Origin of the sequence: Sphingomonas sp. Ant H11 (genome assembly GCF_000797515.1) — a bacterium.
Lineage (GTDB): Bacteria > Pseudomonadota > Alphaproteobacteria > Sphingomonadales > Sphingomonadaceae > Sphingomonas.
In genome coordinates, this window is sequence record NZ_JSBN01000066.1 from 1 (window position 1) to 26,563 (window position 26,563).

Annotated in this window: 39 protein-coding genes; 2 read left to right on the forward strand and 37 right to left on the reverse strand. The window is 62.4% G+C overall.

What is annotated here, in order from left to right:
• Positions 1-304 (reverse strand): Arm DNA-binding domain-containing protein (locus tag NW75_RS13375; RefSeq protein WP_033965702.1); only part of this gene is annotated, 304 nt, incomplete at its 3' end.
• A gap of 29 nt (positions 305-333) precedes the next feature.
• Between NW75_RS13375 and NW75_RS13380 the strand changes: the two genes are divergently transcribed.
• Positions 334-753, forward strand: a complete 420-nt coding sequence (locus NW75_RS13380; protein ID WP_033965703.1) for a hypothetical protein — start codon at positions 334-336, stop codon at positions 751-753.
• Positions 750-1,058 carry a hypothetical protein gene (locus tag NW75_RS13385; RefSeq protein ID WP_033965704.1) on the forward strand — a complete coding sequence of 103 codons (309 nt, stop codon included), beginning with the start codon at positions 750-752 and terminating at the stop codon, positions 1,056-1,058. Before NW75_RS13380 ends, NW75_RS13385 begins: the two co-directional genes overlap by 4 nt.
• A 166-nt stretch (positions 1,059-1,224) precedes the next feature.
• On the opposite strand, the gene NW75_RS13390 is transcribed toward NW75_RS13385, so the two are convergent.
• The 36 genes from NW75_RS13390 to NW75_RS22995 all read right to left on the reverse strand — a co-directional run.
• Positions 1,225-1,842: a DNA adenine methylase gene (locus NW75_RS13390; protein ID WP_331386149.1), complete on the reverse strand. Its 618-nt coding sequence runs from the start codon at positions 1,840-1,842 to the stop codon at positions 1,225-1,227.
• 505 nt (positions 1,843-2,347) lie between these two features.
• Positions 2,348-2,581, reverse strand: a complete 234-nt coding sequence (locus tag NW75_RS13395) for a hypothetical protein (RefSeq protein ID WP_010402983.1) — start codon at positions 2,579-2,581, stop codon at positions 2,348-2,350.
• A complete protein-coding gene (locus tag NW75_RS13400) occupies positions 2,511-2,993 on the reverse strand; it encodes a hypothetical protein (RefSeq protein ID WP_137902319.1) in 483 nt (160 codons plus the stop codon). Before NW75_RS13400 ends, NW75_RS13395 begins: the two co-directional genes overlap by 71 nt.
• Positions 2,990-3,598 carry a glycoside hydrolase family 108 protein gene (locus NW75_RS13405; RefSeq protein WP_231565201.1) on the reverse strand — a complete coding sequence of 203 codons (609 nt, stop codon included), beginning with the start codon at positions 3,596-3,598 and terminating at the stop codon, positions 2,990-2,992. The genes NW75_RS13400 and NW75_RS13405 overlap by 4 nt, the downstream gene beginning before the upstream one ends.
• Positions 3,595-3,876 carry a DUF7940 domain-containing protein gene (locus NW75_RS13410; RefSeq protein ID WP_033965706.1) on the reverse strand — a complete coding sequence of 94 codons (282 nt, stop codon included), beginning with the start codon at positions 3,874-3,876 and terminating at the stop codon, positions 3,595-3,597. The genes NW75_RS13405 and NW75_RS13410 overlap by 4 nt, the downstream gene beginning before the upstream one ends.
• Positions 3,873-4,187: a hypothetical protein gene (locus NW75_RS13415; protein ID WP_033965603.1), complete on the reverse strand. Its 315-nt coding sequence runs from the start codon at positions 4,185-4,187 to the stop codon at positions 3,873-3,875. The genes NW75_RS13410 and NW75_RS13415 overlap by 4 nt, the downstream gene beginning before the upstream one ends.
• The gene (locus tag NW75_RS13420) at positions 4,184-4,429 is read right to left on the reverse strand and encodes a hypothetical protein (RefSeq protein ID WP_033965604.1); all 246 of its coding nucleotides are present in this window, start codon (positions 4,427-4,429) and stop codon (positions 4,184-4,186) included. The genes NW75_RS13415 and NW75_RS13420 overlap by 4 nt, the downstream gene beginning before the upstream one ends.
• Positions 4,426-4,650, reverse strand: coding sequence for a hypothetical protein (locus NW75_RS25215; protein ID WP_033965605.1), 225 nt, complete (start codon positions 4,648-4,650; stop codon positions 4,426-4,428). Before NW75_RS25215 ends, NW75_RS13420 begins: the two co-directional genes overlap by 4 nt.
• The gene (locus tag NW75_RS13430; RefSeq protein WP_137902317.1) at positions 4,650-6,851 is read right to left on the reverse strand and encodes a hypothetical protein; all 2,202 of its coding nucleotides are present in this window, start codon (positions 6,849-6,851) and stop codon (positions 4,650-4,652) included. The genes NW75_RS25215 and NW75_RS13430 overlap by 1 nt, the downstream gene beginning before the upstream one ends.
• A gap of 30 nt (positions 6,852-6,881) precedes the next feature.
• The gene (locus NW75_RS24490; RefSeq protein WP_137902316.1) at positions 6,882-7,442 is read right to left on the reverse strand and encodes a gp53-like domain-containing protein; all 561 of its coding nucleotides are present in this window, start codon (positions 7,440-7,442) and stop codon (positions 6,882-6,884) included.
• 11 nt (positions 7,443-7,453) lie between these two features.
• Positions 7,454-7,708 (reverse strand): hypothetical protein, encoded by a 255-nt coding sequence (locus NW75_RS25220; RefSeq protein WP_197057816.1) that lies wholly within the window; start codon positions 7,706-7,708, stop codon positions 7,454-7,456.
• Positions 7,605-8,192, reverse strand: a complete 588-nt coding sequence (locus tag NW75_RS28280) for a putative phage tail protein (protein WP_443024481.1) — start codon at positions 8,190-8,192, stop codon at positions 7,605-7,607. The genes NW75_RS25220 and NW75_RS28280 overlap by 104 nt, the downstream gene beginning before the upstream one ends.
• A 21-nt stretch (positions 8,193-8,213) precedes the next feature.
• Complete coding sequence (locus tag NW75_RS13440; RefSeq protein WP_033965709.1) at positions 8,214-9,353, reverse strand: baseplate J/gp47 family protein; 1,140 nt, start codon at positions 9,351-9,353, stop codon at positions 8,214-8,216.
• Positions 9,353-9,877, reverse strand: coding sequence for a phage GP46 family protein (locus NW75_RS13445; RefSeq protein ID WP_052192403.1), 525 nt, complete (start codon positions 9,875-9,877; stop codon positions 9,353-9,355). Before NW75_RS13445 ends, NW75_RS13440 begins: the two co-directional genes overlap by 1 nt.
• Before the next feature lie 8 nt (positions 9,878-9,885).
• A complete protein-coding gene (locus NW75_RS13450) occupies positions 9,886-10,467 on the reverse strand; it encodes a phage baseplate assembly protein domain-containing protein (protein ID WP_033965710.1) in 582 nt (193 codons plus the stop codon).
• Positions 10,464-11,576, reverse strand: a complete 1,113-nt coding sequence (locus NW75_RS13455) for a phage baseplate assembly protein (protein ID WP_052192404.1) — start codon at positions 11,574-11,576, stop codon at positions 10,464-10,466. Before NW75_RS13455 ends, NW75_RS13450 begins: the two co-directional genes overlap by 4 nt.
• The gene (locus NW75_RS13460; protein ID WP_033965711.1) at positions 11,573-12,895 is read right to left on the reverse strand and encodes a DNA circularization protein; all 1,323 of its coding nucleotides are present in this window, start codon (positions 12,893-12,895) and stop codon (positions 11,573-11,575) included. The genes NW75_RS13455 and NW75_RS13460 overlap by 4 nt, the downstream gene beginning before the upstream one ends.
• Positions 12,896-12,942: 47 nt before the next feature.
• The gene (locus tag NW75_RS13465; RefSeq protein WP_197057808.1) at positions 12,943-13,620 is read right to left on the reverse strand and encodes a phage tail tip lysozyme; all 678 of its coding nucleotides are present in this window, start codon (positions 13,618-13,620) and stop codon (positions 12,943-12,945) included.
• On the reverse strand, positions 13,620-14,609 hold the full coding sequence (locus NW75_RS13470) for a hypothetical protein (RefSeq protein WP_033965713.1): 990 nt from the start codon (positions 14,607-14,609) through the stop codon (positions 13,620-13,622). Before NW75_RS13470 ends, NW75_RS13465 begins: the two co-directional genes overlap by 1 nt.
• 110 nt (positions 14,610-14,719) lie before the next feature.
• Complete coding sequence (locus NW75_RS13475; protein ID WP_033965714.1) at positions 14,720-14,998, reverse strand: phage tail assembly protein; 279 nt, start codon at positions 14,996-14,998, stop codon at positions 14,720-14,722.
• An 11-nt stretch (positions 14,999-15,009) separates the two neighbouring features.
• Positions 15,010-15,381, reverse strand: a complete 372-nt coding sequence (locus NW75_RS13480) for a phage tail tube protein (RefSeq protein ID WP_033965715.1) — start codon at positions 15,379-15,381, stop codon at positions 15,010-15,012.
• 27 nt (positions 15,382-15,408) lie between these two features.
• Positions 15,409-15,792 (reverse strand): phage tail sheath C-terminal domain-containing protein, encoded by a 384-nt coding sequence (locus NW75_RS25225; protein ID WP_197057809.1) that lies wholly within the window; start codon positions 15,790-15,792, stop codon positions 15,409-15,411.
• Positions 15,789-16,901: a phage tail sheath subtilisin-like domain-containing protein gene (locus NW75_RS13485; protein WP_197057810.1), complete on the reverse strand. Its 1,113-nt coding sequence runs from the start codon at positions 16,899-16,901 to the stop codon at positions 15,789-15,791. The genes NW75_RS25225 and NW75_RS13485 overlap by 4 nt, the downstream gene beginning before the upstream one ends.
• A 3-nt stretch (positions 16,902-16,904) precedes the next feature.
• Positions 16,905-17,108: a DUF2635 domain-containing protein gene (locus NW75_RS25230; RefSeq protein WP_033965717.1), complete on the reverse strand. Its 204-nt coding sequence runs from the start codon at positions 17,106-17,108 to the stop codon at positions 16,905-16,907.
• Between the two features lie 10 nt (positions 17,109-17,118).
• Positions 17,119-17,664, reverse strand: a complete 546-nt coding sequence (locus NW75_RS25235) for a hypothetical protein (RefSeq protein WP_052192405.1) — start codon at positions 17,662-17,664, stop codon at positions 17,119-17,121.
• On the reverse strand, positions 17,661-18,017 hold the full coding sequence (locus NW75_RS13500; RefSeq protein WP_033965718.1) for a head-tail joining protein: 357 nt from the start codon (positions 18,015-18,017) through the stop codon (positions 17,661-17,663). Before NW75_RS13500 ends, NW75_RS25235 begins: the two co-directional genes overlap by 4 nt.
• Before the next feature lie 3 nt (positions 18,018-18,020).
• Entirely contained in the window at positions 18,021-19,052 is a 1,032-nt protein-coding gene (locus tag NW75_RS13505) for a major capsid protein (RefSeq protein WP_033965719.1), read from the reverse strand.
• A 127-nt stretch (positions 19,053-19,179) separates the two neighbouring features.
• The gene (locus NW75_RS23845) at positions 19,180-19,545 is read right to left on the reverse strand and encodes a head decoration protein (RefSeq protein WP_231565205.1); all 366 of its coding nucleotides are present in this window, start codon (positions 19,543-19,545) and stop codon (positions 19,180-19,182) included.
• Positions 19,442-19,819 (reverse strand): hypothetical protein, encoded by a 378-nt coding sequence (locus NW75_RS26605; protein ID WP_231565203.1) that lies wholly within the window; start codon positions 19,817-19,819, stop codon positions 19,442-19,444. Before NW75_RS26605 ends, NW75_RS23845 begins: the two co-directional genes overlap by 104 nt.
• A gap of 90 nt (positions 19,820-19,909) precedes the next feature.
• On the reverse strand, positions 19,910-20,638 hold the full coding sequence (locus NW75_RS22990) for a hypothetical protein (protein WP_052192407.1): 729 nt from the start codon (positions 20,636-20,638) through the stop codon (positions 19,910-19,912).
• Between the two features lie 56 nt (positions 20,639-20,694).
• Positions 20,695-21,564 carry a S49 family peptidase gene (locus NW75_RS13520; RefSeq protein WP_033965721.1) on the reverse strand — a complete coding sequence of 290 codons (870 nt, stop codon included), beginning with the start codon at positions 21,562-21,564 and terminating at the stop codon, positions 20,695-20,697.
• Positions 21,561-21,821 (reverse strand): hypothetical protein, encoded by a 261-nt coding sequence (locus NW75_RS13525; protein ID WP_137902310.1) that lies wholly within the window; start codon positions 21,819-21,821, stop codon positions 21,561-21,563. Before NW75_RS13525 ends, NW75_RS13520 begins: the two co-directional genes overlap by 4 nt.
• Before the next feature lie 38 nt (positions 21,822-21,859).
• Entirely contained in the window at positions 21,860-23,551 is a 1,692-nt protein-coding gene (locus NW75_RS13530) for a phage portal protein (RefSeq protein WP_033965723.1), read from the reverse strand.
• On the reverse strand, positions 23,551-23,817 hold the full coding sequence (gene gpW / locus NW75_RS13535) for a gpW family head-tail joining protein (RefSeq protein WP_033965724.1): 267 nt from the start codon (positions 23,815-23,817) through the stop codon (positions 23,551-23,553). Before gpW ends, NW75_RS13530 begins: the two co-directional genes overlap by 1 nt.
• A 10-nt stretch (positions 23,818-23,827) precedes the next feature.
• Positions 23,828-25,822, reverse strand: coding sequence for a phage terminase large subunit family protein (locus NW75_RS13540; protein WP_197057814.1), 1,995 nt, complete (start codon positions 25,820-25,822; stop codon positions 23,828-23,830).
• A gap of 79 nt (positions 25,823-25,901) precedes the next feature.
• Positions 25,902-26,563 (reverse strand): hypothetical protein (locus NW75_RS22995; protein ID WP_231565204.1); only part of this gene is annotated, 662 nt, incomplete at its 5' end.

The following is a 26,563-nucleotide window of genomic DNA, read 5'->3' on the forward strand; positions in this document are numbered from 1 at the left end:
CCCGACGCGCGATGCGCGTGCCACGCCCGCGCGCGCCCTCAAAGCTGGTGACGGCGGACGCGTCCGGCCGAGGATCCTCGCCGCGCGCAATCGCCGCGCGCGCCACGTCGCGCCTGGCGCGAGCTTCGGCAAGCGAGATCGCGCCAAAGGTCAACGTCTGCTCGCGCCCGTCCTGGTCGCGATAGCGCAGCCGGAAAGATTTGGTGCCGGTGGGGGCTACATGCAGATACAGCCCCTGCCCGTCCGCCATCTTATAGGCGCGCGCCTGCGTCTTCGCGGCTTTCACCACGGCGTTGGTCAGCATATGATGCTCCTGGGGACTGGAGTTTTGCGATGGAAGATCACGGGCTCGGCGCGGCAATGACGATGGCGCGGATCGTGTTTGAGCAGTCGAGCCGGCGGTCCGGCCAAACTGAAGGGTTGCTGCAGCGCGCGCGCGCTGGCGACGTCATTGTCGTCATCGCCCCGCGCGAAAGGATGCGGCTCGAGCGTAAGTTGAAAGAAATGGGGAAGGCCGACATCAAGGTCGTGGTAATGACGCCTGACCGAAACCCGATGGAACGCGGTGGGACGAACCGGGAGGGCGCAACCCTATTCGATCACACCTGGATCGAGGCGTGGTGGACGCGGAAAATCCAAGCGATCCGGGACGAGCTCAACGGCATCGAGGACGCGATGTCGACCAAGCCTCAGCCCCCGGCGAGCGAGAACGACATGGCCTGGCGCTTCTTCGAATATGAGCATCGGAGATGATCTTCGGTGAATATCCATGCTGCGGTGGCGACCTGGCCCTGTCTATGCCGGACAAGAGCCCGGCCTACATGCCAGAGGACTGCCCCCACTGCCGCGCGAAAGTCTGGCATCGCCTCAGCCGCGTGGAGAGCGCCTCATGGATTGAGGCCGACTTTCTCGCCGAGCACGATGTGGACGTTTCCGCTAAGACCGTCATCCCGAAGCCTGGGACGGAGGCGGAGGCATTCGACCGGTACAATCGCATCGGTTGGCGCGATGATCCGGCGTGGGCGTACCTTAATCGCTCTGAAACCGACGCCCGGTAATACGAATTTCTCGCCGCCTCGCCCGGCCGGCAAAGAATCGCCGGGCTACCCCTATAAAATGGCGGAGGCACCCTCCGCCCCGGTCAAAAAAAGGCACAGAAATCTGCGGATTTCGAGAGCGAGAATGGGCATAATACCCACTCTCGCTCGTGCGATACCCACGTTTTCAGTTTTGGACGATCAATTCGGTCATCCGTTTCGCACCACCGGTCGACGCGGTCGAAACCGACCAACTTGTCTCGACTTCGGCGATCGCAAAGCGGGCGAAGGTAGCGCGGATGAAGGGCGTGTCGTTGATCGATAGAACGAAGCGACCACGAATACCGGCAAGCTGATCTGCCATCGCGAGATAATGGTCGTGGCCGAACTCGAGCCCGTATCCCGTTGTCCCATCATAGGGAGGATCGAGAAAGAACAGCGTCGCCTCACTATCGTAGCGCCGGATGACTTCGGCATAATCAAGCTGCTCGACCGTCACCGGTGCGAGGCGATCGCGCAGTAGTTTGAGCTCGGTGTGGAGCTTGGCCTGGTTAAATCTTGAGCTGCTACGATGATCGACGCCGAAGGAGCGGCCGACGACGCAGCCGCCGAACGCCAGGCGCTGGAGGTAGAGAAAGCGGACCGCTCGCTCGATATCGGTCAGCAGCCGTGGATCCAGGCTGCTTTGCCGCTGAAACTCAGCGCGGCTGGCGATCAGCCAGCGCAGCTCGGCAACAAACGGCTCATAATGACGCCTGATCACCCGGAAAAGGTTCGCCACATCACCCGACAAGTCATTGATCACCTCGACCGGTGCCGCCTTCGGCCGACGGAGAAAGACCCCGCCAATCCCGACGAAGGTTCAACATAGGTTCTGTGCGGGATCGCATCAATGATGGCGGTGAGACGCTTGGCGAGGTTGCGCTTGCCTCCAAGATAGGGCGCGGGTGGGCGAACAGCGATTGACGCATTCATTCAGGCTTCGTCCTTTGGGGAAAGAAGCACGTCGGCTACGCGCGCTGATGGTAGACGATCGGGCGATCGCCGAAGGCCTGGCCGATGGTGTCGGCAGCAGGATTGGTGCAGCGGCGTCGGCCGCAAGTTTTGGAGGATCGCTGCGCGGCCAACCGACCCGAACCGGGTGGTTAGCCGCGCAGGAACACAGGGAACCACGCCCTGCATATTCCCCCGAAGGGTCTTTTATTTTGCAGGCCACCCGGCGAACCGGTGCCTGCGTTCAACCGCGCGCGCGGGCCACTCCTAACGGCTAAGCTCAGAGCGGCAGGCCCACTATGCCACGCGTCGACCGGTCAGAACAACCCTAGGAAGCGCTTGCGCGGTCGCGCAGCCTTGAGGGCAGCGGACCACTGGGCGTCGCACGACGTCCCGATCGCCTTCGCGGTGCGCTTGTCGATATTGGCCTTCACCAGCTGGCCAGTCTGCGCCAGGCCGAACGCACCGTCGCCACCCGCGCTACCGTCGATCAGCGCCAGTTGCGCCCCCGGCGTCGGATCCAGCAGGCCCGACGCCAGCAGGATCTTCATGCACGGGCTGGCAGCCTGGGTCAGCACGGTAGAGGTCGTCATACAGGCAGAGGTTGCGGCGCAGAGCATCAGCGACGCCATGCACCGCCACGCCTGCATCGGGTGCTTGTCGAACATCGATCTGTCCTTTCTGGACCTGCACATCCACCTCGACCTTTTGCCGGGCGGCATCGTTGATTTGTGGGATCGCGGCGGTCGCGATGTCGCCGGTGGCCTGGCCCAGCGAGGCATCGACCTTGGCCTGGCCAACCTTCGCCGCCATTTGGCCCGGGCGGATCACAATCCACCAGAACGCCGCGCCGATCGCCGCGGCGACAGCGAGCCCAAATATTACGCGGAAAACCCAGTTGGCGGAACGCACCTGCGGCAAAGCGTCCTCGGCCAGTTGCTCGACTTGCGTCACGATCGTCATGCGCGCGCTCCCCGACATTTGCGGCGATCGACGTTGCCGATGCGCTGCGCAAGCCAGCCTTTGAGGAACACGCCCAGCTTCGGATTGGCGCGAACAAGGCGGACATATTCGGCGCTCTGCTGGCGATCGAGCGCGTCGAGCGTGGCGATGCAGAGCGCACCGGCACCGCGCCGCACCTGGCAGGCGCGATAGGCGGCGATCGTCCCGGGCCCAACGCGACCATCAACGGTCAGCCGCGTGCCGCAAAGCGCGTTGATCGATTGCTGAAACCAGGTCGACGGGCGCGCTGGCCCCATATTGACCGTGGTATCGAACAATTCCTCGGTGACGGCCGCGTCGACTGGCACCAACGCGGCATAGCCCGGCTGCACGAGATAGCGATCGTAATAGATGCTCTCGGCGACGGCGCGTGGCAGCGTGCGCATCGGGCCAGTATAGCCGCTCTGCGTCGCCGTCCGTCGCGTGATGCCCATATTGGTTTCGCCGCCGGGATCGGCCGGGTGATCGACATAGCCGCCCTCGATCGCGATGACGCCGGAGATCATCGCGACGATGACCGCCGCAAACTTCGCTTTGCCGACCGGCTGCCGGGGAGGCGGCATCATTTGCCATCGGTCGGCACCTTGCGCGTGATGCGCGCGACGGCGATCGCGACCAGCAGCAGGATCGGGAACGATCCGGTCAGCCACGACGGGAGCAGCGCGCGCAGATCCTGCGGCATCGCATTCCAGACTTCCGACGCAGTGCCGGGAAAGGCCTGCACGAACGTCTCGATCAGCGCGCCGATCGCGGCGAGCCGGATCGAGGAGAAGGTATAGGCGCGGTGCCAGTCATCGATGAGACGCGCGCACAACCAGGCGCGCCACTTTGCGAGCAGCGTCATCGGATTTCCTTTCGGGTACGGGATAGTGTGTGGGGTAAGTCCCGGCAGGCATCGCCTTCGGAGGCTTGGTCGTACGTCGCCGCAGTGGCGCGGATGCCACGCGAAAGGGCGTCCTGTTCCAGCGCTGCCTCGGCGCGTGAGACGAGATCGTCGAACGCTGGCGTCGGCGGATGGAGCGGGAACGCCCCGCGCAACGTGTCCTCGAATGCCCCGACCTGGGCATAGCGGCGCTGCGCGATCGCCCGTTCGACCGGGTTTGCCAGCGCCAGCAAGAAACCAACGAGGCAGAGGATGACGCCGCCCTCGATCATGGCATTGGTCCGGATTTTGGCGGCGCGATCATTTCGAGTTTGGCCTCGATTCTGGCCGTTCGCTCGTTGATCATGTTGAGCTGTTTATTGCTCTCTTCGAGGGCCGTGATCCGGCGCTCGTGCTGTTGGAGCTCGTTGAGGTAGCCGCCGCCTGTCATCGTCGCGCCGATCAGCGTGATCACGATCGCTGCGGGTGCCCACCAGTCTTTCCATGTCGGAGCACGCGGCACTTGTGCGCTCACGCGGGCACTATCTCAAACCGCTCGGTCGGCGGTACCGTCGTATCGTCCCATAGCTGCGGATGAACCGGGGAACTCGGATCGTTGAAATCCTTCTGGAGGTAGGCCCTCGCACCCCCTTCGGAGGAGAAAGAGAGCCCGCGCTCGGGACTTCGGCGCAACATTCCACCATCCCAGTAGAGGTTGTCGCTAGTGTCAGCATCGGTGACGCATATCTTGAACATTATGCCACTCCTGATCCGGTGATCTTGAGCCAGATGCCCGATGTTGCACCGGTGTCCTTCTGCTGGAAGCCAAGCGCTCCGCTAACAAAGACAAGGCGAATGCCCGTCGCGCTGGAATCGTCACCAAAGCTCGCATCGCCTTTTAGTTTAAGGCTGAGCCCCGATCCACCATCGACCACGAACGTCGCCGTCTTGTTGGTCGTCATGTTCATGACCGTGTAGATTCCGATCGCGTAGGCTTGCGTCAGCACCGGTGAGAAGTCGTCCACCGCCACTGGTGCCGGTACAAACCGACCGCCGGGGAACAGAAGCTGGCCGCCGTTGGTATCAAAGTCTCCGCCGGGCGGAGAGGTAAAGGTTATGGCGTCCGGCCTCGCGTGATTCTCGAAGGTGACCCGGCGGTTCTGGACTGAGGATGAGGGTATAAGACTGGCCCCAGCAAGCTTGATCGCTAGAGTTCGGTAGGACGATCCGGGTGCCAAGCGTATCGTAGTCTCGCGCGCGTCGATGTTGTAGAGGCTGACTGCGGTGTCAACGCGGGTTGCCTTGATGTCTACATCAAGGCCCGAGCAGGTGTGCGGGGCACCGTCAAATGTAGCGGTGAACCCTGTTGAATAGCCATCAACGACTCCGCGAGCGTAAACCTTGCTGACGTCCCCTGCGAGCATCAGTCCAGCGCCTAAAAGGTTGCTTCCGTCAGTTGCCGGGGCAGTACCTGGAGCAAATGCATTGGCTTTTAGCCCAGTGACCCGCACCGCAGATTGACCGAGATAAAACGCCGCCACCTTGCATGGCCCAATAACCTCGATGTCTTCAAACGAACTGCCAGTTTCGTAACTTGCTCCCCGGAAATAAGGCACCATCGCAACGGCATTGTAACTGCTGATCTGATCTGAATAGGCGGGTGCGTAGATGCGCCCATTCCTGAAGGTGCAACGCTGGTTGTCCCGCCCTAATGCGCCGGGATTCACGCAATTCACCGTTATGAAGTTGGTCGCGGTGCAGTCGTGGCAGCCATAACCTAATTCGATTCCGGTATCCGCAGAGTTTTCGATGTATACGTCTTCAAGATGGACGTTGCTGATGACGTCGCCAGTGTCGAGACTACCGCCCGACGAGGTGGCGAAGATGCCGTTTTGCGTGACGGTCGTATAGATCCGAATGCGACGGCCGAACATATTAGACGCGACAAGCTGGAGGCCGTTTGCGTATGTATTCCAGGCGAAGAGACCATCGACCTCCAAGAGGCCGCCACGGTGCACGAGCACGTTCGAGGAGGAGCCCTTGGCCTTTAAGTTCTGGATAAACACGCGACTGGAGGGCGTTTCTGGCGTGAAATCGACCTGTAGCAGATCGTTGTAATTTCCGCCCAGCGTTGGATTCGGATCGGTGGCGTCGATATGTATATTGAGAAGCTGAGCGTGGGTGGAAACGAGAATTCCGACACCGTCGGAGCCGGAGCCCCCCATCTTCTTCAACACCCCGCCCATACCGTGGACCACTAGGCCCGGCGTGGTCACCTCAACGATATCGCCCTTGAAGGGGAAGGTCCCGGGTGGGATCACGAAATGATCTTTTCCCTGGACCGCAGCACGGATTGCTGTCGACAGATCTCCGGTCCAGGTGCCCGCGATGATCTGTGTCTGGGTCGTCTTCGCAAAAGCGTCTAGCAGCGTTGGGAGGTTTCGCAGGGCGCTATCGACATCGGTCGGGGTGCCGGCCCACTGGTAACCGATGGCGTTGCCCTTCTGGCGGACCCATGCCCCTTCATCGAGCCTAGTGCTGTCAGCCTTTATGGTTGTAATGCCATCCTCGACATAAGGTGGGGCATCTGTCTTGAAGAAAAATTCACCATCTGGAATGCTTTCGATTCCTACGAGCTTTGCGACCTTGAGCGTTACATCGGATGCCCTAAACCTTTCGAGGTTGGTATAAGTGTTGTCGGGCGGTCCAGGGATCGTGCTTTGAAATCCAGGATTTTGCGTGATTGCATAGTCCGCGAATTTGTTTAGCGCGACTTTATCACTATCAGTAGGCAGGACACCCCAGAGGCCATTGGTTCTGGCTATCTCAGCAAAGCTCGTTGCTTTACTAATGAGCTGATCAACCAGAATACCGACGTCTTTTCCGTCTTTCCAGCCGGCGATCTTCTCCGTCCCGTCCAGCAATGCTGGCGGGCTAAAATCCCCAATTGTGGGCATGTCGGCACTCCAAAAATTAGGTTTTGTCGATCAGTTTCCGAGCGCGATAAAGTCGATGCCATCGATCGAATTGGTGGTCCCGCCGCCGCCCAAATTCATGAACAGAGTGACCGAATCCGCGCTTCGCGATTGCCGCTGAGGCCAAATGTCTTTGGTATTTGTGCCCGAAGAGTTGATGGACACAGGGATCAAGGCCCAGCATGTGGCCGGGAACGGGTTGTCGAAGGTGACCGTCAGCTGACCTTCCGAGTAGGTTCCTGAGGCAGTTCCGACCTTTAAAAGGAAACCTCCCGCAATTGGGATTGTCGCCTGGCTCGCGCCGATTATGACCCCGCTTCCACCCCCCTGCGCCACGAACAGGACACGAAGAGCCGAAAGTAATTGGCTATGGTTGCTTTTGTCAGGCGTGAGGCCCGCCGCTATGACAAGGCCGACCAGCTCTTCCTGAACGGTGTTAAACCAGTCTTGGGTTGGAACCGTTGCAGGCACTGATGTGGTAGGGTCGCCGCTCGACCAATAACCCGGCGTACCCGACACGGCGGCTGGGGACGGCAGCGCGGGCGCTGCCGTCGGTCCATCGATCCGATGCATAATAATCCCCTTCAGGACAGTAGAATGATGTCCGTTCCTGCGGGGCGGCCAGCGGCGAGCTCGCAAAGCAGCACATCGATCGGCGCGCCGCCGAAATTGGAAACGATCGTTACGCCCCAGATGAACGTCCAGCGTTCGTCGTTTATCGGCTCGTTGATGCTGCTATGGCCGACCCGGAACGGCGAAAAAATTTGTGATTGTAATCGTAAAACCGAGCGTTTTGGCCATGTCGAGATAGTGCTGGCGCGACTGTCCGCCGCCGCCAACGAAGCGCGCGCGGATCTGATCACAGCGTTGCTGCACAGTCGGCGCGTCTCCCGCGCAAGGATCTGGCAAGCCGAGCGTTGCTTCCCATTCCGGGATGAACCCAGATAGCGATGATCCGGGGAGACTACCCGCCAGGATCGAATTTGCCGCCGCATCAAGGGCAACAAGCGTCTTGGCTACACCTCGAAAAAACGCGCGCTTGTACGCCGTTCGGGTCGAGCGACCAGACGCGGCCACGCGGGCGCAGCGAAAGCGCGACATCGGTGTAGTCGTCTTCGCTGTAGCGCGCGACACCGACTGGCGCGGGTGGTGCCGGTAATTGCGGCTTCGGCAGCGCCGGGAGCGGAACTGGAGGCGGGCGGCTGGGCGGCGCAGGCGTAGCCGCAGGGGATGCCGGTGGTGTCGAAACCGGTGTCGGTGTTGGGTTTGGTGCTGGATCGGGGGTCGTGATCGGCGAGCCAGGATCCCCGCCGCCACCGCCATCCAACGTATCGGGTTCGGCCCTCATATGTAAATGATCGCGCCCGGCACGGGCAGTGCGCCGGCATTCGAGGTGATGTTGCCAGTCGCGCCTGGTGAGACTGTGCCGGCCGATGCTGAGACATTGGTCAGCACGAAGCCGCCCGTCAGTGCCACGGCCGCGATCGCCGCCTCGATCGCTGATATATTCGTGACACCGCCTGGCCGCCCTGCGACCAGTAGCGCATTCGCAACGGCTGCCGCAATATCGGCTTTGGTCGCGGTGCTGGCCGTCGAAAGCCCGGCGATCGTCAGGCCGATGACATTCTGCGTTGGTGCGACGGCGTAGACCAAGGCGGTCACTGGTTGCTGGAAATACAGGGCATTCGCGAGCGCGAGCTGATCCCCGGTTGCAGGCGTATCGCGTGTCTCAAGGCGCGCGCAGCCGTTGGAACCCTGGGGGAAGCCTCCATGAGCCGCTTGCACATCATCCATCATGAAAAACAGGACGACGGACCCCGGGCCCATCCCGCTCGGTATCACCCACACCCGCGTGACGCCGGGCACCGCCAGCGCCCATTCGCCATAGTCATCGATCGATCCGCCTTGGGGTGGCTTCTGATAGGCAATCAGCATTCGGCTGCGCAGGGATGCGTCGGTCTCGACGCTTGCCCCTCCCGTCAAAGGCCCGGAACTTGTCCCAGATGCGGAGATCCCGGAGATGCCAACGCCTAAGGTAAGCGCGACACCCGCAGCGCCATTCCCGTCGATCCCAGCAACGGAAGCGCGGATCGGTACCGTAGCTGCACCTGCGATGACAGTTGCGTCTGCAGTGGTGAGGTAACTCACGCCATCCGATCGGCTGACCAGAGATCCAGTGGGAACCACGGTGCTATTGGTCCCGGCAAAAATGGCCGCACCAACCGCGCTGGTAGCCGGCTTTCGCGTGACGCCTTTGAGGGCCGCCCATCCTTCGAGATACTCGTCCGTCGCGGTGAAGGGATTGCTCTGCAGCGCGATCCAATCGAGGTAGCCGTAGAGACCGTCCACCAGGCCCGCGAGTACCTCGGCAATGATGCCGAGGTTGGACCAGCGCAGCAGCGCATCGAGCCCCGTCAGGACGGAGTTGATCCCGGTCGCGGCGGTGACGCGGATCTGCGACAGATTGGGGCGTGCGAAAGGCATTAGATTGTCTCCCAAACGCGCGCGAATTGCATGGCCATCTGCGTGCCATCTTGCCGACGAAGCACGACCTGGGCGGCGATCGTTTTCGCATCCTGATATTCTGCGGTCACCGCGATCGATGCGACCACGCCGTCATTGATCATCCACTGCAAGGCTTGGCCGACATCATTGCGGATCAACTCCGGGAGATCGGGCATCGCCTTGGACCGTTCGCGCAGCCACAGCTTGGAGCCGATGGGTCCGGCCCACCATCCTCGAGGATCTCCGGACCCATCGGGAATGACGTCATCCGCCCCAGCTTCCGCATCGGTGAATAGGCTGATCAGGACCGCTGTTTGCAAGTCCTGGTCGGAAACCAACCCGGTCCCGGGCGTGTACGCCTCCTCAGCCGCGAGATATTGGCGTCCTTCCCCATCGCGGATCGACGCACCTCGAGCATCGACAATGACATTCGACCGACCGATCGAAAGCGTCCAATCTCCGATACCAGCTGCGGCGTCCCAGATCGTGGCGATGTCAACCACAGGCCACCTCAAGCGTCATGATCAGTTGTCCCGGTGTTGCCGCTGATCGTGCCGCCGGTGTGCTTGTGCGCGTGGTACGCATCGCGCAGCGCGTTCATGCTGACCGGTGTGCCGTCGCATCGGCTGATGAAGTCGCCAGTCGTCTCCACCTTTGGCGTCTCCAGGCGAACCTTCGTAGATGCCTTGATTGTCGCCGTAGCCGCGTTCTGGACCACAACATCGCCACCGGCCGCATCGATCTGGAGTACGCCGTCTTTGAGCCAGATATACGCGCCGCGCGCGCCGTCCTTCGCCCGGTAGAGCATCGTGTCGCCAGGCGCTAAATTTTTGGGCCGCGATGGCCGATGATTGGCTCCAACGGCGATTGTCTGGGACCGATCTCCGCCGAGGCGAAGCAGCACCACCTCGGTTTTTTCCGGTGCATTGCTCGATAAGCCGAACAGGCCAATCATAACGATATCGTCCGTAAGGCTTTCGCCTTCGTCGCTCCCGGTGTTCCCTTCCGATATTTGAAGGCGCTGAACGTCCTTGTCGTCCTTCACAAGCGTGAGGCGACCGCGACCGATCAGATTGAGAATTCGCGACATCATGGCAGCACCAATTGCGACGTCGAATCTGGCGCAATATCTGCCGTGTTGAGATTGGTCAGACTGATCGGTTCCGGAGCGAATGCCGATGGTGGCATGACGAACAAGTCCGCAACGGTCCCGCGTTCGCTCGATCGGTGAAAAGTCACCTCGGAGATGCACATCTGGCCCTCGCCGCGCAGGCCCGGGACGTCGACATCAATGAGGGTGTTGGGCTTCCAGAGCGTGCCGGCGCTATCACGCCAACTATCGATCGTGACGAATGCGCCACCCGCACGACCTGCGCGCCGTGCCACCTCCCATTTGGCCTTCAATTCGGTGAAGAAGCGCGGTGAAAATGCCGCTTCGGTCACCAGATACATCAACCGATGACGCGGAACATTCGGGTCGGATGCAGTGAAATAAAAGAATGAGTCATCACCCCCGGCAATATCGCCGAAGGTATTCTGCGAAAGTGCTGCGCAGCGGACCTCGGAATATCGTTGGTCCATTGCGTTGGTAACCGATGAATCGAGGACATTAACCCCATATTTTACGCCGCTGGCGGCCTTGACGGTTCCGACACGCGCAAGAAGCAGCGCGCCGTCCGAATCTTCATAGGCAAGCAATCCTGCGTTCCGCGCGTTCCGCTGGATGATCCCAGCAGCAGTCTCGCCATATGTAATGTTGGTTTGTGGAACCGGCTGGCCAGCATCAGCGCCTGCAGCAAGTTTGACCTCAATCCCATAAGGAGCAGCCAGCTTCTTGGCGATTTCCAACCCGGTTGCGCTCAGGATCTGGCCGCCTTTCCACTCAGCCGAGCAGTCGGTGAGATCCTGCGTCTTCCCACGCCCAATCAAAGAGAGGGTGTGTCCATCTGCGCTGGTCGTATTGCTGTCGCGATCGACGTATCCCGTGATCACGGTATCGCTGCCGATCTTGATCACGCATGGGTCACCGGCTTTCGCGACGACCGCTTTGCTGGTGATGGGCTCCTTTGAGGAAAGGCCGATCGCGAAGCTGTTCGGGAAAGCTTCGGCGCGAAGCGTGACGTCAATCGCTTCCCAGCCGGTGATAGCGTTGCCGCCGACCTCGATCGAAAGATCTCCATCCGGCCTATGAGCATCCGTCATGCGGCGAGCGCCAGCAATTCGGTTGGCATGAAAAGCGGCGACGGCACGCCACTCTGAGTGACAATTTGAGATGCACGGGACGGATCGCGATACCAGCGCTGCGCCAGGACGAGCGCCGGTGTTGCGCGCGGACTGCGAAAGGTTCGGACCTGCGCGAGATTGGCCCCGCGTGCGCGAAGGTCGCGCACGACCGCGCCGAGCGCAGCGGCCAACGCACTATAGGTTTCGCGGTCGCCAGCGTCCGCCGCGATCGTCGCCTCTGCGTCGATAAGCGAAACCAGGCGCTGCACCATCGCGGCCGCGTCATTTGCACTGGTCGGCTGATATTGCCCCGCCGCGACAACCAGCGACGAGGTAGCGGCACGGCGCACCATACCGTTGATCGCCGTTCCGATCGCGGTGGTAGCTTCCGTGCGGCCGGGATCGTAAGCGAGCAGTTGCTCAAGCAATCGGATCGCATCGGCCGGGTCGGCGCAGGCATCCGCGAGCGCCTGCACCATTGCGACGATCGAGCTGGCGACGTCCTGCGCATAGCCAAGGTCGGTGGTCGAGACTGCGGTCATCAGCGCTTGCGCTGCTGCCGCAATTCCGACCCGCGCACCCGAGGCTACACCAATCAGCGTCGCGACGGTCGTACCTGGCGAATAGGCCGCACTTGTCCGGTCGGAGAAACCCGCATTGCCCCCGGCGCTGAAGCGACCGTAATTGCCTGGAAGCTGAGCGGTGAGACGATGCAACGAGGTGGCATCAGCGCCGAGCGCAATTGCCTTGCTGCTCCAGGAGGCGGCAGTGATCCTCATATCCTGCCGCCGACCGCCGGCTGCGGCCGCAAGTGCGATCAGTCGCACACCATCGACGGCAAGAGCGAGCTTCCCAAGATTGGCTGCGCTGAGCAGGCCGGATGACGATGATAGAATAGACGGGAAATTGCGCTTTCCGCTCTCCACGAACTCGATGTCAACGCTCGACTTGCGCCCGGCGTCGAGCTCTTGGCCGACGTTAAAGCGCGTGACGCACACCTGAAGGATCCCGAGCGTTGGATGCGTGAGCATCCCCGCGCCCGACCGCTCGAGCGCTGCAATAAGCAAAGCACGCTGCAACTGCACAGGGCCGCCCGCAAATCGGATAGATCCGTCCAAAATGAAGCCGCGAAAGCGAAAGCGACGGGCTTCGCGACCCATATCCTCCGTCCATGGGTCGTCGCGCCCTGGATATTGGTGGACAACCTGGCGTCGCCCGCCGCCAATTTCGTCATTGGTGACGATAAATGGAACGCCGCGGAATGTCGCCGGCAGAAGACCGCTGTTAGGCAATGCCATTTTCGGCCTCCATTCTCGGTTCGAGGACGAAAGAGATCGTCACGATCTCATCCGCCGTGCACCGGCTCAAAAGCATGGCTCACTGCAGGCGCGGGCCCGCTCCCCGCCTTGACAGTCGTGCGTGTCCCAGGCGGTGCATTCTTGTGCTCAACCGTGACGTGAACGGGGATCGCGGATAGGGCTCTAGCGACGGCCGCGCGCTCTGCACCATCTCGATCCGGGTTTGCAGGGCGTTCAACATAGCGCGCGAAGCCCGCTGCCACGGATCCAGCATCGTTGCCGTTCGCTCGAGCACGCTGCCAATTCTTCTTTTCTGAATGTTGGAGCTCGTACAGCATCGCATCGATTTGCTGATCCTCGCTCGCGTTCTCGATATCGACGCCCGTTATCCGTCGAAAGAGCGCCTTCCGCGCCTTGTCAGTTACCTGGAACAGTCCACGACCATTCCCGCCTCTTTCGCGCGCTCGGTAGTTCGCGCCACTTTCCCGCACCGCATTCGCCGCTATGGCCGTCGCGTCACTGAACGGGACTCCCCGGGCAACAAGCTTGTCGCGGAGGGTAACCCCCTTACGCGCTTCGCTGATCGCGCCCTCACGCGTCAGTCTTCCACCTCCGCCACCGGCATAATTGACCGCGCCTTCGAAGCGCGATGAAGCGCGTTCAAGTTTATCAGCAGCACGCTCGCTGGTTGCAGAAGCGCGCTCGTTGGTGCGGGAGCTGCTCATCATGGATCGCGCGCTCGAAATGACCGCGGTCCTACGGTATCAACACCTTCGGCAACCATCCGCGACGCAGCATTGGTGCCGCGCTCTGCCATTTGGGCACCGATCGTGTCGCGTCGTGCGATGCGCTTGCCGGTCGTGATACCAGCGTCATCGATGACAGCGCCTTCCTTCCCGGCGCGTTCCATATCCTGTGACAGGGCCTTACCACCCTGGCTGAAGGCGGGCAGCGCAGACTCCGGGATACCGAGGATGCGAGCGGCCGTGCGGCGTCCAGACGAATTCTGGCGGCTGACCGCATCAGCGATCTGCGGCAGCATTGCCTCTACGCCGACCGTGCCATCGCTTTTGGTCTTCAGCGAAACGCCCATCCGGGCCAGAAGAGCAAGGGCATCGTTATTGCGCCCATAGCGCGCGTCGTTCAGGGTCTGCGAAAGGCCGCCAAGGGCCGCGCCGGCCGTCCCACGGTCAACCCCGGAACGTTCGGCCGCGAGACTGAATTCCTGCAGCGCCTTTGTGCCGACGCCGATGATCTCGGCTGTTCGGCCGATCGCCGCGGCCCCCTTCGCCCAGCCATCTGCGACCTTGAACGCGGCATAGGCCGCCGCGGCCAACACCCCGATCGTGGCAGCGCCAGCGACCGCGACCCCGCCCAGCGCGCCCTCGAGCACTCCGCCCGCTGCCGATGCCTCACCCAAGCCGGATCCAAGAGCAGACGCTGCGGAGCGAGCTGCCCCGAGGCGGTCCGATAATCCACCGGTGATCGATTTCCCGCCGAAGGCGCGGGCTGCAGCCTTTTCTACCTCACCGAACGTCCGCGCCATGCGTCGGCCCGATCCGCTGACCGTTCGCTCGCGCTGTTCGGCCGCCTTGCGGTCGATCGATCCGAGATTTTTGGAGATTTGACCGAGGTTTCTCTCGGCAGATTTCTTGCCCTTGTCCGTCTTGTCGGAGGCTGTGATATCGATGCCGAACGTTGCCTGGGCAGTCATATCATGCCCCCTTCATTCGACGAAGCCGCCAAGCTCCCACCACTCGTTGAGCATCGACCATGGATGGGCGAGTATTGCAGGTGGCAGGCAGCCGAAGGCCCTCGCGAGAATTACGTGTCGCTGTCGCCAGTCTTCGGGTCGTCGAACAAAAAACTAGCGAGGTAGCGTGACCCGGCGCGGATATCGCGCGCGCCGATCATCTTCACTGCTGGCAATGGGATGCCCGAGACGATCGCGAGCGACATCAAGTCGGCCTCGACGCCGCGATATTTGTCGATCTCGAGCATCTGTGCGCCAGTCGGTTCGGCCAGGCGCATTTCGGTGAAGGTTTCGCCCAGCGTCACCGGCTTGCGCAGGGTGATGGTCAGCTGGTCAGGGAGTTCGCTCATCAAAGGGTGCCTTATGCTGCGATGACGTCGGGACCATCGAACTCGATGGAGAAGGATCCGTCTTCGGTGTTGATCTCGATCGGGTCGCCAGTGCGCCACATATTGCGGCCGATGATCGATTTGCCGTTGGCAGGGGAGAGCACGATCGTCGCATTGGTCGCCGCGTTGAGCGCGGCGATGTCGACATTGTAACCGTCGCGTCCTTTCCAACTGATCTTCCCCTCCATCGGCATCTCCGAATACCCTTCGACGCCGGTCTGGCCCTTGAGGGTTTCGCGATGGGCCGAACTCAGCCGGTACGTCCCCTCGCCGACGATGGTGAAGGACTGGCCGTCGATCGTGACAGAAGCGGTGCCGGCAAGCCGGTTTGGGTCATTGGCCATCGCGGCGCTCTCCAGATTGTTAGGGGATCAGGCGTTGCGGAACTGCAGCAGCACCGCGAAGGTGCGCAGCTGGCCGATCAACACGGCTGGCAGTAGGACGTTGACGCGGTTGGGGTTGGTCGCGTCCTTCTCGACGACCAAGCCAGCGGCGAACTCGGCCGATTTCTGGACGTAACCCTGGTCTTCGAGGTCCCGATACAACGCGATGATATCGGCGCGGATCGTCGACGGCATGACGACGTTCGAATTCGGCTTCACGCGCGTGCCATCGGCCGCGAGCTTCACGCGCGAATATTTGGCGGTGACCATCGCCGACAGCGACCGCAGCACGAACACGATCAGGAACAGCGTCTCGATCTCGAGATAGCTATTGTCGGGCTGGCCAGCCGCATTGGTGACATAGGTCGTCACCATATTTCGATGACGAGATTTCCCGATGCATCGACCGTCCAAGTCGAGCAGCCACCATAGAGCAATGTGTTGTTGCGCGTGGTCAGGCTCCAGCGCGACGCAAGGGGCGGTGCCAGCACATTCGGAACGGTCAGATATTGCAACGGCACGCCGGGATCCGCGCGCAAGCTGACCGCCGAGACAGCCGCGAAAGCCGCCGCCCATTTCCATGTCGGCGTCGGGGAATCGTTGAACGGAATGCACGTGATTTGCTGGTTGTTGAGCGTGGTGGCGAACGCTGCGTTGGCACCAGCCGTGCCACGCTTCGCGATGAAACAATGACCGTAGACCTGGCTCGACCAGGACCACCGGCCGGTCGCGTCGTTCAGCAGCGCGGCGATCGCCGCCAGCGAGACGGTGTCGGTCAACGAGCAGACGATGAAATCGAACGATGTGTCGAGCAGGTTCGACAACGCGGTCGTCAGCACGGGGTTGGATGCACCGTTCGCCATGGGGGTCACCGAGGCGGCTAGCCCAGCCGGCATCGCTTCCTGACTGGCGGGGCCCTTAAATGCGAAGCGGATGTCGATATCATTTCCGCATTCGCCGCCGTTGCGGGCGGTCAGGTTGACCTTGCTGGCGACGGTTACATCGACGACTGCGGTCACCGGGAGGCCGGACGTCGCATTGATCGCTGCCGCGACCGTGGTTGCCACTTGCGCCGCAGTTTGCCCGCTTGCGATGATCGGGGAAACGGTGCGACCCGCGATGTAAAGCGGCAGAGTGCCGATCGCCGTCGTCGGGCCGGTGAACGTGATGGCCCCGGTCGCCTGAACTGCGGCGACATCGTCGATCAGCGGGAGGACCCACATCTCACCGCTCGGATCGCCATCGCGATAAGCGTCGATCATGCCCGCCAGAATGGACCCTGGTCCTGCAGCGGTGCGGCCGTCGGACTGCGATGAGCAAATCGCGGGCACATTGGCGGTGAAGGTGCCGCTGGGCAGTTTTTGGCCGATCAACAGGGCGCGCTGCGTCTGCGCCGAAGTGTTGGCCTTGGAATTGTCGAGCTCGGCGTAGAAGAGCGGGACGCGCAGGTTCGACGGGATATTTTTGAACGGGATCGGCATGGTTCAAGCCTCCTGGTCGGGTGCGGTGCGCGGGGATGCGCCCTTCGGCGCAGGCGGGGCCTCGACCGGGGCAGCGGCAACATCGCCGTCCGCCAACAGGCGCGCCCAGACCAGGTCCGTGGGATCGATGTCGATCCCATCGGAGTCGACCGGACGACGCGTCGCGGGGTCCCGGACCAGACGGCCCGGCACGGAGACAATTTTCATAGGAATTTCCTCAGCGCGTAAGATCGGCGGTGAAGCCGGTTGGCGGGAATGCGGGCCAGCGGCCGTCAATTTCATTGAGATCGTCGCTCTCGGTCGGCGCGAAGTCTTCCGGCCCTTGGTAAAACTCCAGCGCGAGGTCGCACTGAATACCCGCCAGATGCGTCTCGCCATCGGAGTTGTACGAGAGCTGGCTGTCAATCGAAGCGATCTGCGAGATCTTGGTCGTGAGCAGATAGCTACCCACGATCGCTACCTCCGCCTCACGCTGCATACGCCACAGTTCGGCTTCGGCCTCCGCTGCGCCAGCGTCACCCACCGCCGCAATCGCCGAGACTTCTCCGATCAAGCGGATCGTCGTGGTGACAGTGAAGGCGGGGCCGCCGCCACGGCCGAGCGATTGCTTGGTCTCCCGTACGACCCGCGCGCGCCAGTTGGGATACTGGTCGTTCTGCGTCGGACGGTCGCCTGGTCGGTATACTCGGCTCCCGGCGACGGTCGCGCCATCGACCCGGAGGGCCGCAACAACGAGATCAAGCAGTTCAGCCGACGTAGTCACGGAATTGGGCCCATCAGGATGAGCTTGGCGTGCCCATGTCCGTCCGGGCGCACATCCTTGACGATGAAGGTCCCTGGCACCGACGGGACGAAAACCCTGTCGTCCTGCAGAGGCTCACGTCGCAGGAATAGGGAAGTTCTCACGCCAAGGCACGGCTTGCGCGTTGTGACCTCGGATCCTTCGCCATCAATGGTGATGTCGGCATAGGCGCGATCAAACACCGCATCGGGAAGTTGAAAGGGTGCGAGGCCGAGCGGCGTGTAGGTCGGCCACGAAGCACGATCGACTGGGACGCCTTCTCCAAAGATCCCCATTACGGGCCCGAGGATCATGGCGTCCCAGTCGATCGCCATCGATCAGGCACCCTGGCGTCCGGTCCGCAGCACCTCGGGACGCTTGCAGATGAACAGCGGATATTCGTACGCTTCCATCCGCCACCAGGCATTGCGGTCGCGATCGAAGATCGGAACGACGTAGCGTTCCTTGCCCGGGGTGTTGATCCAGTCGAAGGATTCGCCCGGTGCCATCGCCTTTTCGAAGATACCCAAGGCATTCTTGGGGAAGAATTTCACCTTATCGTTGGGGATCTTGATCGAGCTGTTATCGTCCGACCCACGATAATTGACCCAATCAACGCCGGCGAAGTTGAAATGCTTGAAGGCTCCGCCGACGCGCAGCTCGGATGCATCACTCCAGTTCTTGAACGTCTTTTCGACGTCCACATGGGTGATGAATTTATCGTAGAAGGAATCGCCACACAGTCCGACGACGCTGGTCTGGGTGGTGAAGCAACCCTGAGCGGACCGGGCCATGTCGCGCGTCATCGCGTTGATGATCGGGCGCAACGACGATTCGATGTTCGCATCGAGGTTGAAGCCGACTTCCGCCGGCGCGACGAACTCGAATTCGTCGAACCAATTGTACCAGACGCTGCCATCTGCATCGAGCAACACGCCCTGCACGGCAGCCAGACGCTGATATTCTTCGGTATAGTCGAGATGCGTCAGAATGCCGGTCGGTCCACCGAGGCGGCGCGCGACCTCGGTCTGGACCTGCATCAACACTGTCTCTTCGCCGAACTCGCGGATATTCTGCAGCTCATGGCTGTGAATGGTGTCGCCCTTGAAGATCCGCGGCACGTCGAAATAGCGCATCTTGCGCCGCTCGGTCGTGCGCTCGGAATTTGTCGGTTCGCCGCGCTGACTCATCGGCACGATGCTGAGCACGCCATTGCGTTCCTCGACGGCGAGCGCCGTCGTGCGGATCGGGTTCGGCGTGAACAGATCCATGTCGTTCAGGGTCTGCGGCAGATGGGGAATACGCTCGACCTGGCTGGTCATCGCGACTTCCGAAAAGGCGTCGTTGCGGAAAATGTTGATCATGGACATGGCGGAAAGGCTCCATCGATGGGGGCTGCGCCGGGGATGGGCCGCAACCGGGTCCGCCCCGGGCAGCGCGAAGCCACCCAGGGACAGGCATTTTTCGGAAGGGATGACGCGGCTCGGCCGCGCCGGATCAGATGCTGAGGATGCCCTGCTTGGTCAGCTGGGCGAGCGCTGCGGTACGCTGCGAAAGGGTGGTGACATTTGCGCCCCAGGTCAGTTCAGCTGCCTGGACCTTCATCGGGCCCCGCACGTTCGCGACGGCGCGCCGATCCGCCGAGGTTGCGTCGCGGTAGCCGCTCCAAAGCACCGCGCCGGCATATTGCAGCCCGGTGACCGAGGTCGGATCATAGGGGAAATATTTGGTCGCCCCGGTGACCGAAATGGTGAGGCTGTCACCGCTGACGAAATCCGTCGTGCCATCGGCAAGGGTGAAGCCAAGCGCCGCCGCTGAACGCGGATGCCACGTTGCCGTGGCCGATTTCGACGCCGGTCGGATCCTCGACGATGAAGGTACCGGCATTTGCATTGGGTTCGACGAAGAACAGCTTGTAATCGCCGACCTTGGCCGCGCCGGACACGGTGATCGCGCCGATCGCGCCGTTGCCGACGTTGGTGCCGAGCGCCGTCGCGGCAGCCGCGCCGCCGGTCAGCTGCGCCGCGAGCACGAGACCGGCGAGGCAAAGCCCAGCGCCAGAGCCGAGTACGATAGATTCACGGGTGAGCATGCCGTCGCTGGGATCCCAGACGACGAAGCCGCCTTCGCGGCGCATTTCGGTAAGCGGGGTGATCGTGGGAGTGCCCATGGGGGGCTCCTTTCGGAATAAGGGGGGATGTTGGGGGCCGGGTGGCGGTACGTCGGATCAGCGGGGGATGGACTTGATACCGGCACGCTGGAACGCGGCGTCCCAGCTGTGGCTGACTGCCTTCGGCCCGGTCGGGCCATGGCTATCGCTGCCGAGCTGGACGTTGCGGCTGGAGCGGTCCTGGCGCGCATGGCGATTGCCGCCGGCATCGTCGCGATCGTCGCGCTGGCGGCCACCCTGGCCTTTGAGGACCGTGATGGCCTCGAGGCGGGTCATCCGCGTCTCGCAGGCGAGCGACACGGCCAACGGGAGATTGTTTGCTGCCGCAGCGTGACCGAGAATGGCCCCGATGCGCGCCTGCTCGCGGCGCCGGGCGGAAGCCTTGGCGCTGCGCCCGTTCATCTCTTCCTTGTCGTCGTCCTCATCGGAATCGTCGTCTTCGTCCGATGCGCGCGAGCGCTTGCCCTTGGGTTCGTCCTTATCGCCATCGTCGTCGCCATCGTCCGCACGGGAGCGTTTGCCCTTGGGCTCGTCCCCATCGTCGTCCTCGTCCGACGCGCGCGAGCGCTTTCCCTTCGGTTCGTCATCCTGCTGCTCGTCATCGGACGCACGCGAGCGCTTGCCCTTGGGCTCGTCCTGATCGTCGGCGTCATCCGCAGCGCGCGATCGCTTGCCCTTCGGCTCATCGTCCTGTTGATCGTCCTCGGCAGCGCCGCGGACTTTGCGGGAGAGACCGGTCAAATGCGCGAATCGGCTCGCGCCGGCCGACAGACGGCTGGTGTTCATGATATCACTCCTGTTGGCGCTAAGCCTGGCAGCCGGGCCCGGGCGGCCCGGCCGGGTTAATTCAGCTGCTTCAGCAGCGCCCGGAATGCTTCGTCGGGCGCGGCGACCGCGTCGGCGAAACCGATGTCGACCCCTTTGCCGCCGAGAAACGTCCCGGCCTGGGTGCGGGTCACATCCTTGATCGCGAGGCCACGGTTGCGGGCGACCGTCGCGTCAAACAATTGGCCGACTGCGTCGATATCGGCCTGCATGTGCTCGAGCGCATCTTCGCTCAGGTCGAACATCTCATTGCCTTCGCCCTTGAAGGCACCCTTGGTGACCAGTGTCGGCGTGATGCCGCTCTTCGCCAGCCAGCCGGCAATGCTCAAATGCAGGTAGATCACACCCACCGAGCCCGTGCCGCCGGTGCGCGGAACCCACACGCGACCTGGATCGACCGCCGATGCGATCGCATAGGCTGCAGAATATGCGCTCTCACCGAGGATGGCGGCGATCGGCTTGCTACCCCGCGCGCGGTAGATGGTGTCGACGAGATCGAAGCAGCCGGCGACCTCGCCACCCGGGCTATCGAGATCGAACGCGATGGCATCGACATTGGGATCGGCGAGCGCGCGCATGAACTGCAGGCGCATGCGATCATATCCGGACATGCCGAACAGGTCGCCATAGGACCACAGCCAGCCGAGCCGCTGGATCAGGACGCCGCGGATCGGGATGATCGCGACGCCGCAAACGATATCGTAAGGGCGCGCGCGATCCTCGGTTTCGAGATCTTCGCTAATCCCAAAGGCCGAGCCTGGAACACTTGCTTCGATGCGATCGCTAGCCCGCACGAGCAGGTCGACGGCAATCGTCGACGCCGCAGGCAGGAGCGCAGCGCAGTTGTTGAAAAGGCGCGTGACCAGGTGACGCGGAAGGGCCGTCACTTGCTCTTTCCCCGGCCAATAACAGCCTTGGGGGCAGGTTCCATGCCGATCAGGTCGATTGCTTCCGCCGGCATCATGGCCGAACCGTCAGCGGTGTGATCAATCACACCGACGATGGTTGTGAAATGGGCCTCGATGCTCGCCTCGATCTCCGCTGGCGACTCCGCGACGCGCAAGCTCTCACCGCCGATCAGGCGAACGCGCGCTCCGTCTTCTGCGTGATCGAGATAGGCGATCGCCGAGGTCGACAGCCGCAAAGTGCGCCCATCGCCACTATGCGTGACATCGATAAACATCAGGCTTGCTCCGGTGATTGCGGTGCCGAGATCTGGGTCGCGGTGTATTCGTTGCCGAACCATTGCGGCCGCGGTAGACCGAGCTTGACCATGCGATGGTATTCGATGGCGCGCTGCTCGAGGTTCTCTTCCCAATCCATGCCCTGCTTCGCGCATTCCTCTTCCATGGTGGAGAGGCCGGCATCGAGGCCGAGCACGACGCCCTGACGCTCGGCGACGGGGTCAACCCAACCACGCGCGGAACCGAGCCAACGCCCACGCGCATAGGCGGTGCGCATTTCGAGATAGGATGGTGCGTTTCGCGGCAGCGGGAGCTCACCGCGCTCGAACGGCTCCTCGAGCCAGGTGGCGAGTACCGGGGTGGCGGTGTTCTGGTCGAACTCGTCGCAGCGACGATTGTAGGTCTTCTCCGCCTTGACGATACCGGCGCGCGCCGACGACCAGCTCGAGTCCGAATAATCGTTGTGCACTTCCTCGCCGGACACGCCAATCGCGACCGAGACGCCGCGCAGCATTTCGTGCGCGAAGGGCTTGATATCGGTCTGGCCGCCGCCCGGCGCGACCGACTTGATATCCTCGCCGGGCGCGAGGGTCGCGAAGCGCGCGCCGGTGACGCTGACGTCGCGATCCGAATGGAAGTCGGAGCGCATGTCCTGGTACCAGCCGAACGCCTTCTCGTCCTGATCCTCGTCATCGAGCGCCTGGCGCACCATTTCGAAATCATAAGGCGAGGTGACGAACAGCCCGAACGCGGCCGCGACGGTTTCGGCCTGCAGCTTTACCCCGTAGAGGCGCGACAGCATCTTGAGCGAGCCGATGACCGGCGCGAAAACCGACACGCCGCGGTTCTGCGAGACGCGGTCGGCATCGTAATCGTGATAGACGCGACGCCAGCCGTCCGGGTCCTCGCGTTCGACGCGATCCCACTGCATGCTCTCCACCGAATTGTACCAGTCGAACTGGTGGGCACGGCGGATATGATAGGCGATCGCCACCTGATCATCGTCGATCTCGACACCGCCGCGGATATAGCGCGTGTCGGGCCCCATATTGGGGTTCGACAACCGATCGGGATCGATCCCTTCGAAGCAGGTAGCGTAGGTCGCGGTACCGCGGCCGATCCGGTCCGGTCGCCACTGTGCGACGATCAACGACTCGCCGTCGACCAGTTTGTGACCGAGCGCGAGGCGAAACTGCTGCGAGATCGTGAGCCGACGATTGACGTCGTTATAGTGGCCGAGATCCTCGGAATAGGTGCGCCATTTCGCCTCGAGCACCTGGCGATACTCGTTGGCCCAAACCGCGTCGAACCCCTTCGCGTGGAGCCGGAGCGCGCGATAATCGGGCTTAGAAACGAAGCGATATTGCGCGCCGATCGTCGAATCGAGGATGCCGCTGATCGCGCCGTTGGCCCATGGATCATTGCGGCGCAGATCACGCGCCTTCGCGGCCATCCGGTCGCGATAGAGGTTGATCTCGGTATCCGGCGAGCGGACTTGCGGAAACCAGTCGCCTTGATCCTGCGACTGAAAATTGACCGCGTCGTAAGGGAAGAAATTGCCCGCGCCACCGCCACCGAGCGACCCGCGCATCCGGCTGCTGCCGCGCTGGGCATCCTCGCGGATCCGCGCGATCGTCGCGGATGGGATAGGCTGGCCACGGTTGTCGACCAGAGCGGGTGGCGACGCCATCAGAAGCGGACGCCAATCGCACGACGTGGCGACGGGATGATACCCAGTTGCGCTTGAATCTGCCGGATTGCCATCGCCAGTTGGCCGATCGTCGCAACCGTATATTTCACGCTCTTCGCGCCGTCGCCCTGAGCATAGGATGCGCTCTCGACCTTGCGGCCGGAGCTCAGGTCCAGATAGTCCTGCTGCATCAAACTCAGCTGCTGGCGGAGGACAGAGGTATCCATGCCCGCCAGAATGCTGAGGCTGGGATCGAAACGAGCCATATAGATCCCTTCAGGCAAGGCGACGGCCGCCGCCGGTGCGGCGCGCGGTCATTTTTGCAGGCGGCAAGGCGGGCGTCGGCGCAGTGCCGGTTTCCGGTGTTGCCGGTGCAGGCTGTGGTGGGGCCGGAGCTGGCTGTTCGGGCTCGAACGTCATGACGGCGCCGACCCTTTCCGCTTCGCGGTTGAGCTTGAGGCCGCGGTGCATCAGGCCATGGAGCGCGGCATAGGCATAGACGCGACAGTCGCTTGCCTCGTTGGCGCGACCACCGGGCAATTCCCAGACGCGATATTTCTGGCCGCCGAGCTCTCTGACGACAATGACCTCGGCAGTCAGCTGGGCGAAGTAGCCAACGTCACGGTCGACGTTGAAGTGCATATATCCGGGCCCCGGCCCAGTACGTCCGAGATAGGACCGGATCACATCCTTTGCGGCATTGACGCCCAGGATCACCGGTCGAAATGACTTCTTCGAGCGCGAACTCGGCCGCTTGGTCGGCCAGATCGGGTTGCGCTGACCAGTTCGCGCACTCTCGCCTCTGATCGCCCAGATATAGCGCGAGAGATTGGCCTTGGAGAAGGTATAGACTGCGTTCGTGTGATGGCCGCCGGAATCATGACATGCGGCGCTGATTTTGAATGGGCGGCCGTCGGCGCGGTGCCATATCCGTCTCAGATAGGCATCGAGCTGCGCCTGCACCTTGGGATCGTCGAATTCGCCCTCAATCACCTCATATGCGATCGACCAACTCTCTTCGTCGCGGCCCCAGCCAACGATTTCGATCTCGATCCGGTAATCCTGCGTATCGATGCCGGCGGTGAGAATGGCGACGCCATCTGGGATCTCGGCTTCCCAAACCTCACGCCGGGCGAGGAGCGAATCCGGATCGAGGATCTTGCCGGTATTTTTGCGGTAGGTGCGCGCGAGCTGGGTATTGTAGAAAGTGAGCTTGCCGTCCTCATCGGTTGCGGCAAGCCATTTCGCCGCCAGTTCGGGCGGCGCATCATTGGCCCAAGGGCTGTATTCCTTCCCCGCCTGGAAACCGGCATGTTTGTTCGGTACGGCCCATGTGCCGCAGCAGCTGCACTTCGCCCGGTAGACGGCCCAGCGATTGCTGGCCCACCAATCCCAGACCTTGTCGACCGCGCGCGGATCGATCTCGGCTTTCCACTCTGCCGCATATCGCTCGAGCGGATCCTGCCGGATGCCGCAGCATTCGAACGTGCGCGTTTGGTGCCACCGGATCGTCTCCAGGGCGCGGAGGCGTTGCCCCTCCGACCAGGCAGTGCCGCACGCCTCGCAATAGATCCGCGCCGTATCGGGGCGATGAGTCTTGCCGTCCGACCCATGCTCCCAATCGATATGGTTGAAGAACTCCGGAAATTGACGGTGATGACATTCCGGGCAAGCGACCGACGCACGCCGCTGGTCCGATTCCGCAAGCCGAGCCTCGATCTTGCTCTCACCGGTGATGGTGGGAGAACAGACCGCGACATCAAGCGAATTCGATTCGAACGTTGCGAGCCGTTCGGCACCGATCAGGAGGGGATTGCCCTCCTTCAGCGGCAAATATTTGTCGACCTCATCGAACAGGATGATCCTGATCGGACGGCGTGCCAGATTGTCCGGGCTGCCAGCGCCGACGATCCCAAGAAACCCGCCGGGGAACGCTTTATAGTCGATCGTGTCGCCGGCATCGCGCGTCTTCGACGTCCCGATCAGCCCGCGGAGGACCGGCGTCGCTTTGATGAAGGGCGCCAGGCGCTCCTTAGAGAACTGGAGCGCCGCCGTATCCTTGGGCTGCACGATCAGCATCGGACAGGGATCGAGATGGGCGTGATAGCCCATGATGTTCTCGATCAACGTCGACTTGAGCAGCTGCGTCGCGACCTGCGCGGTGATCTTGCGAACGCCCGGCTCGGTAACGGCGAGCATGGGGCCGCGGGCGATCTCGACGCGGGCGGTGCGGTATTTGCCGGAGGTGCTGCCGGCCTCCTTTGCCAGCACACGATATCGGTCAGCCCATTCCGGAAGGCTGATACGGGGTGGAGGGGTCCAGCCGCGGCGCGCTGCGCGCCGCAGCAGGTCAGTCTTCGTCGGCGGCGATGAAATCGAGGTCGGGCTCGCCGAGCTCGTCGAGCTGCTGGTGGACATAGGGCTTCAGCGCCTCCGCCAGCTTCGCTCCGTCGATGTCGAGATCGGCAGCGAGCAGCGGAGCAAAGCGGCCAGGCCAGGCCATCCAGGCATCACGAGCCGCGCGGCGATCGTCGAAGATCACCATCTGCGCATGCTCGATCTCGATGAGCTTTCCGGCCTCCTTCTTGGCGACCAGCAGATGTTTCAGCGCGAGCGCATTTTCCTTGATCGCTGCCGCTTCGACCTTCGATCGGAACTTGCCCTCGAGCAGCTGCTCGATGAAGCCGCCGGCAATCTCCTCGTCGATGTCGCCATCGGCTGCGGCATCCTCGAAGTCAGCGACAACCTCGTCGAGGATGGCGGCAACCTCAGGCGCAACCGTTGCGCGGTTGCGGGTCTTGGTTGCGGGGGCCGGTTGCGCCCTACCCGCTTCGATCTTGAAGCGGCCCAAGCCTGCATCGCGCATCCGCTGGTCAGAGGCATCGACGTCGATTAGTTCGCCGGAAAACTGCAGAACTCCGGCCTTTTTCCACTTTGCCGCGGCCTGACGGGTCGCGCCGTGCGTCTTAGCAAATGCGGTGAGAGATAAGAGCGGCATCGATCCCCTCCCCC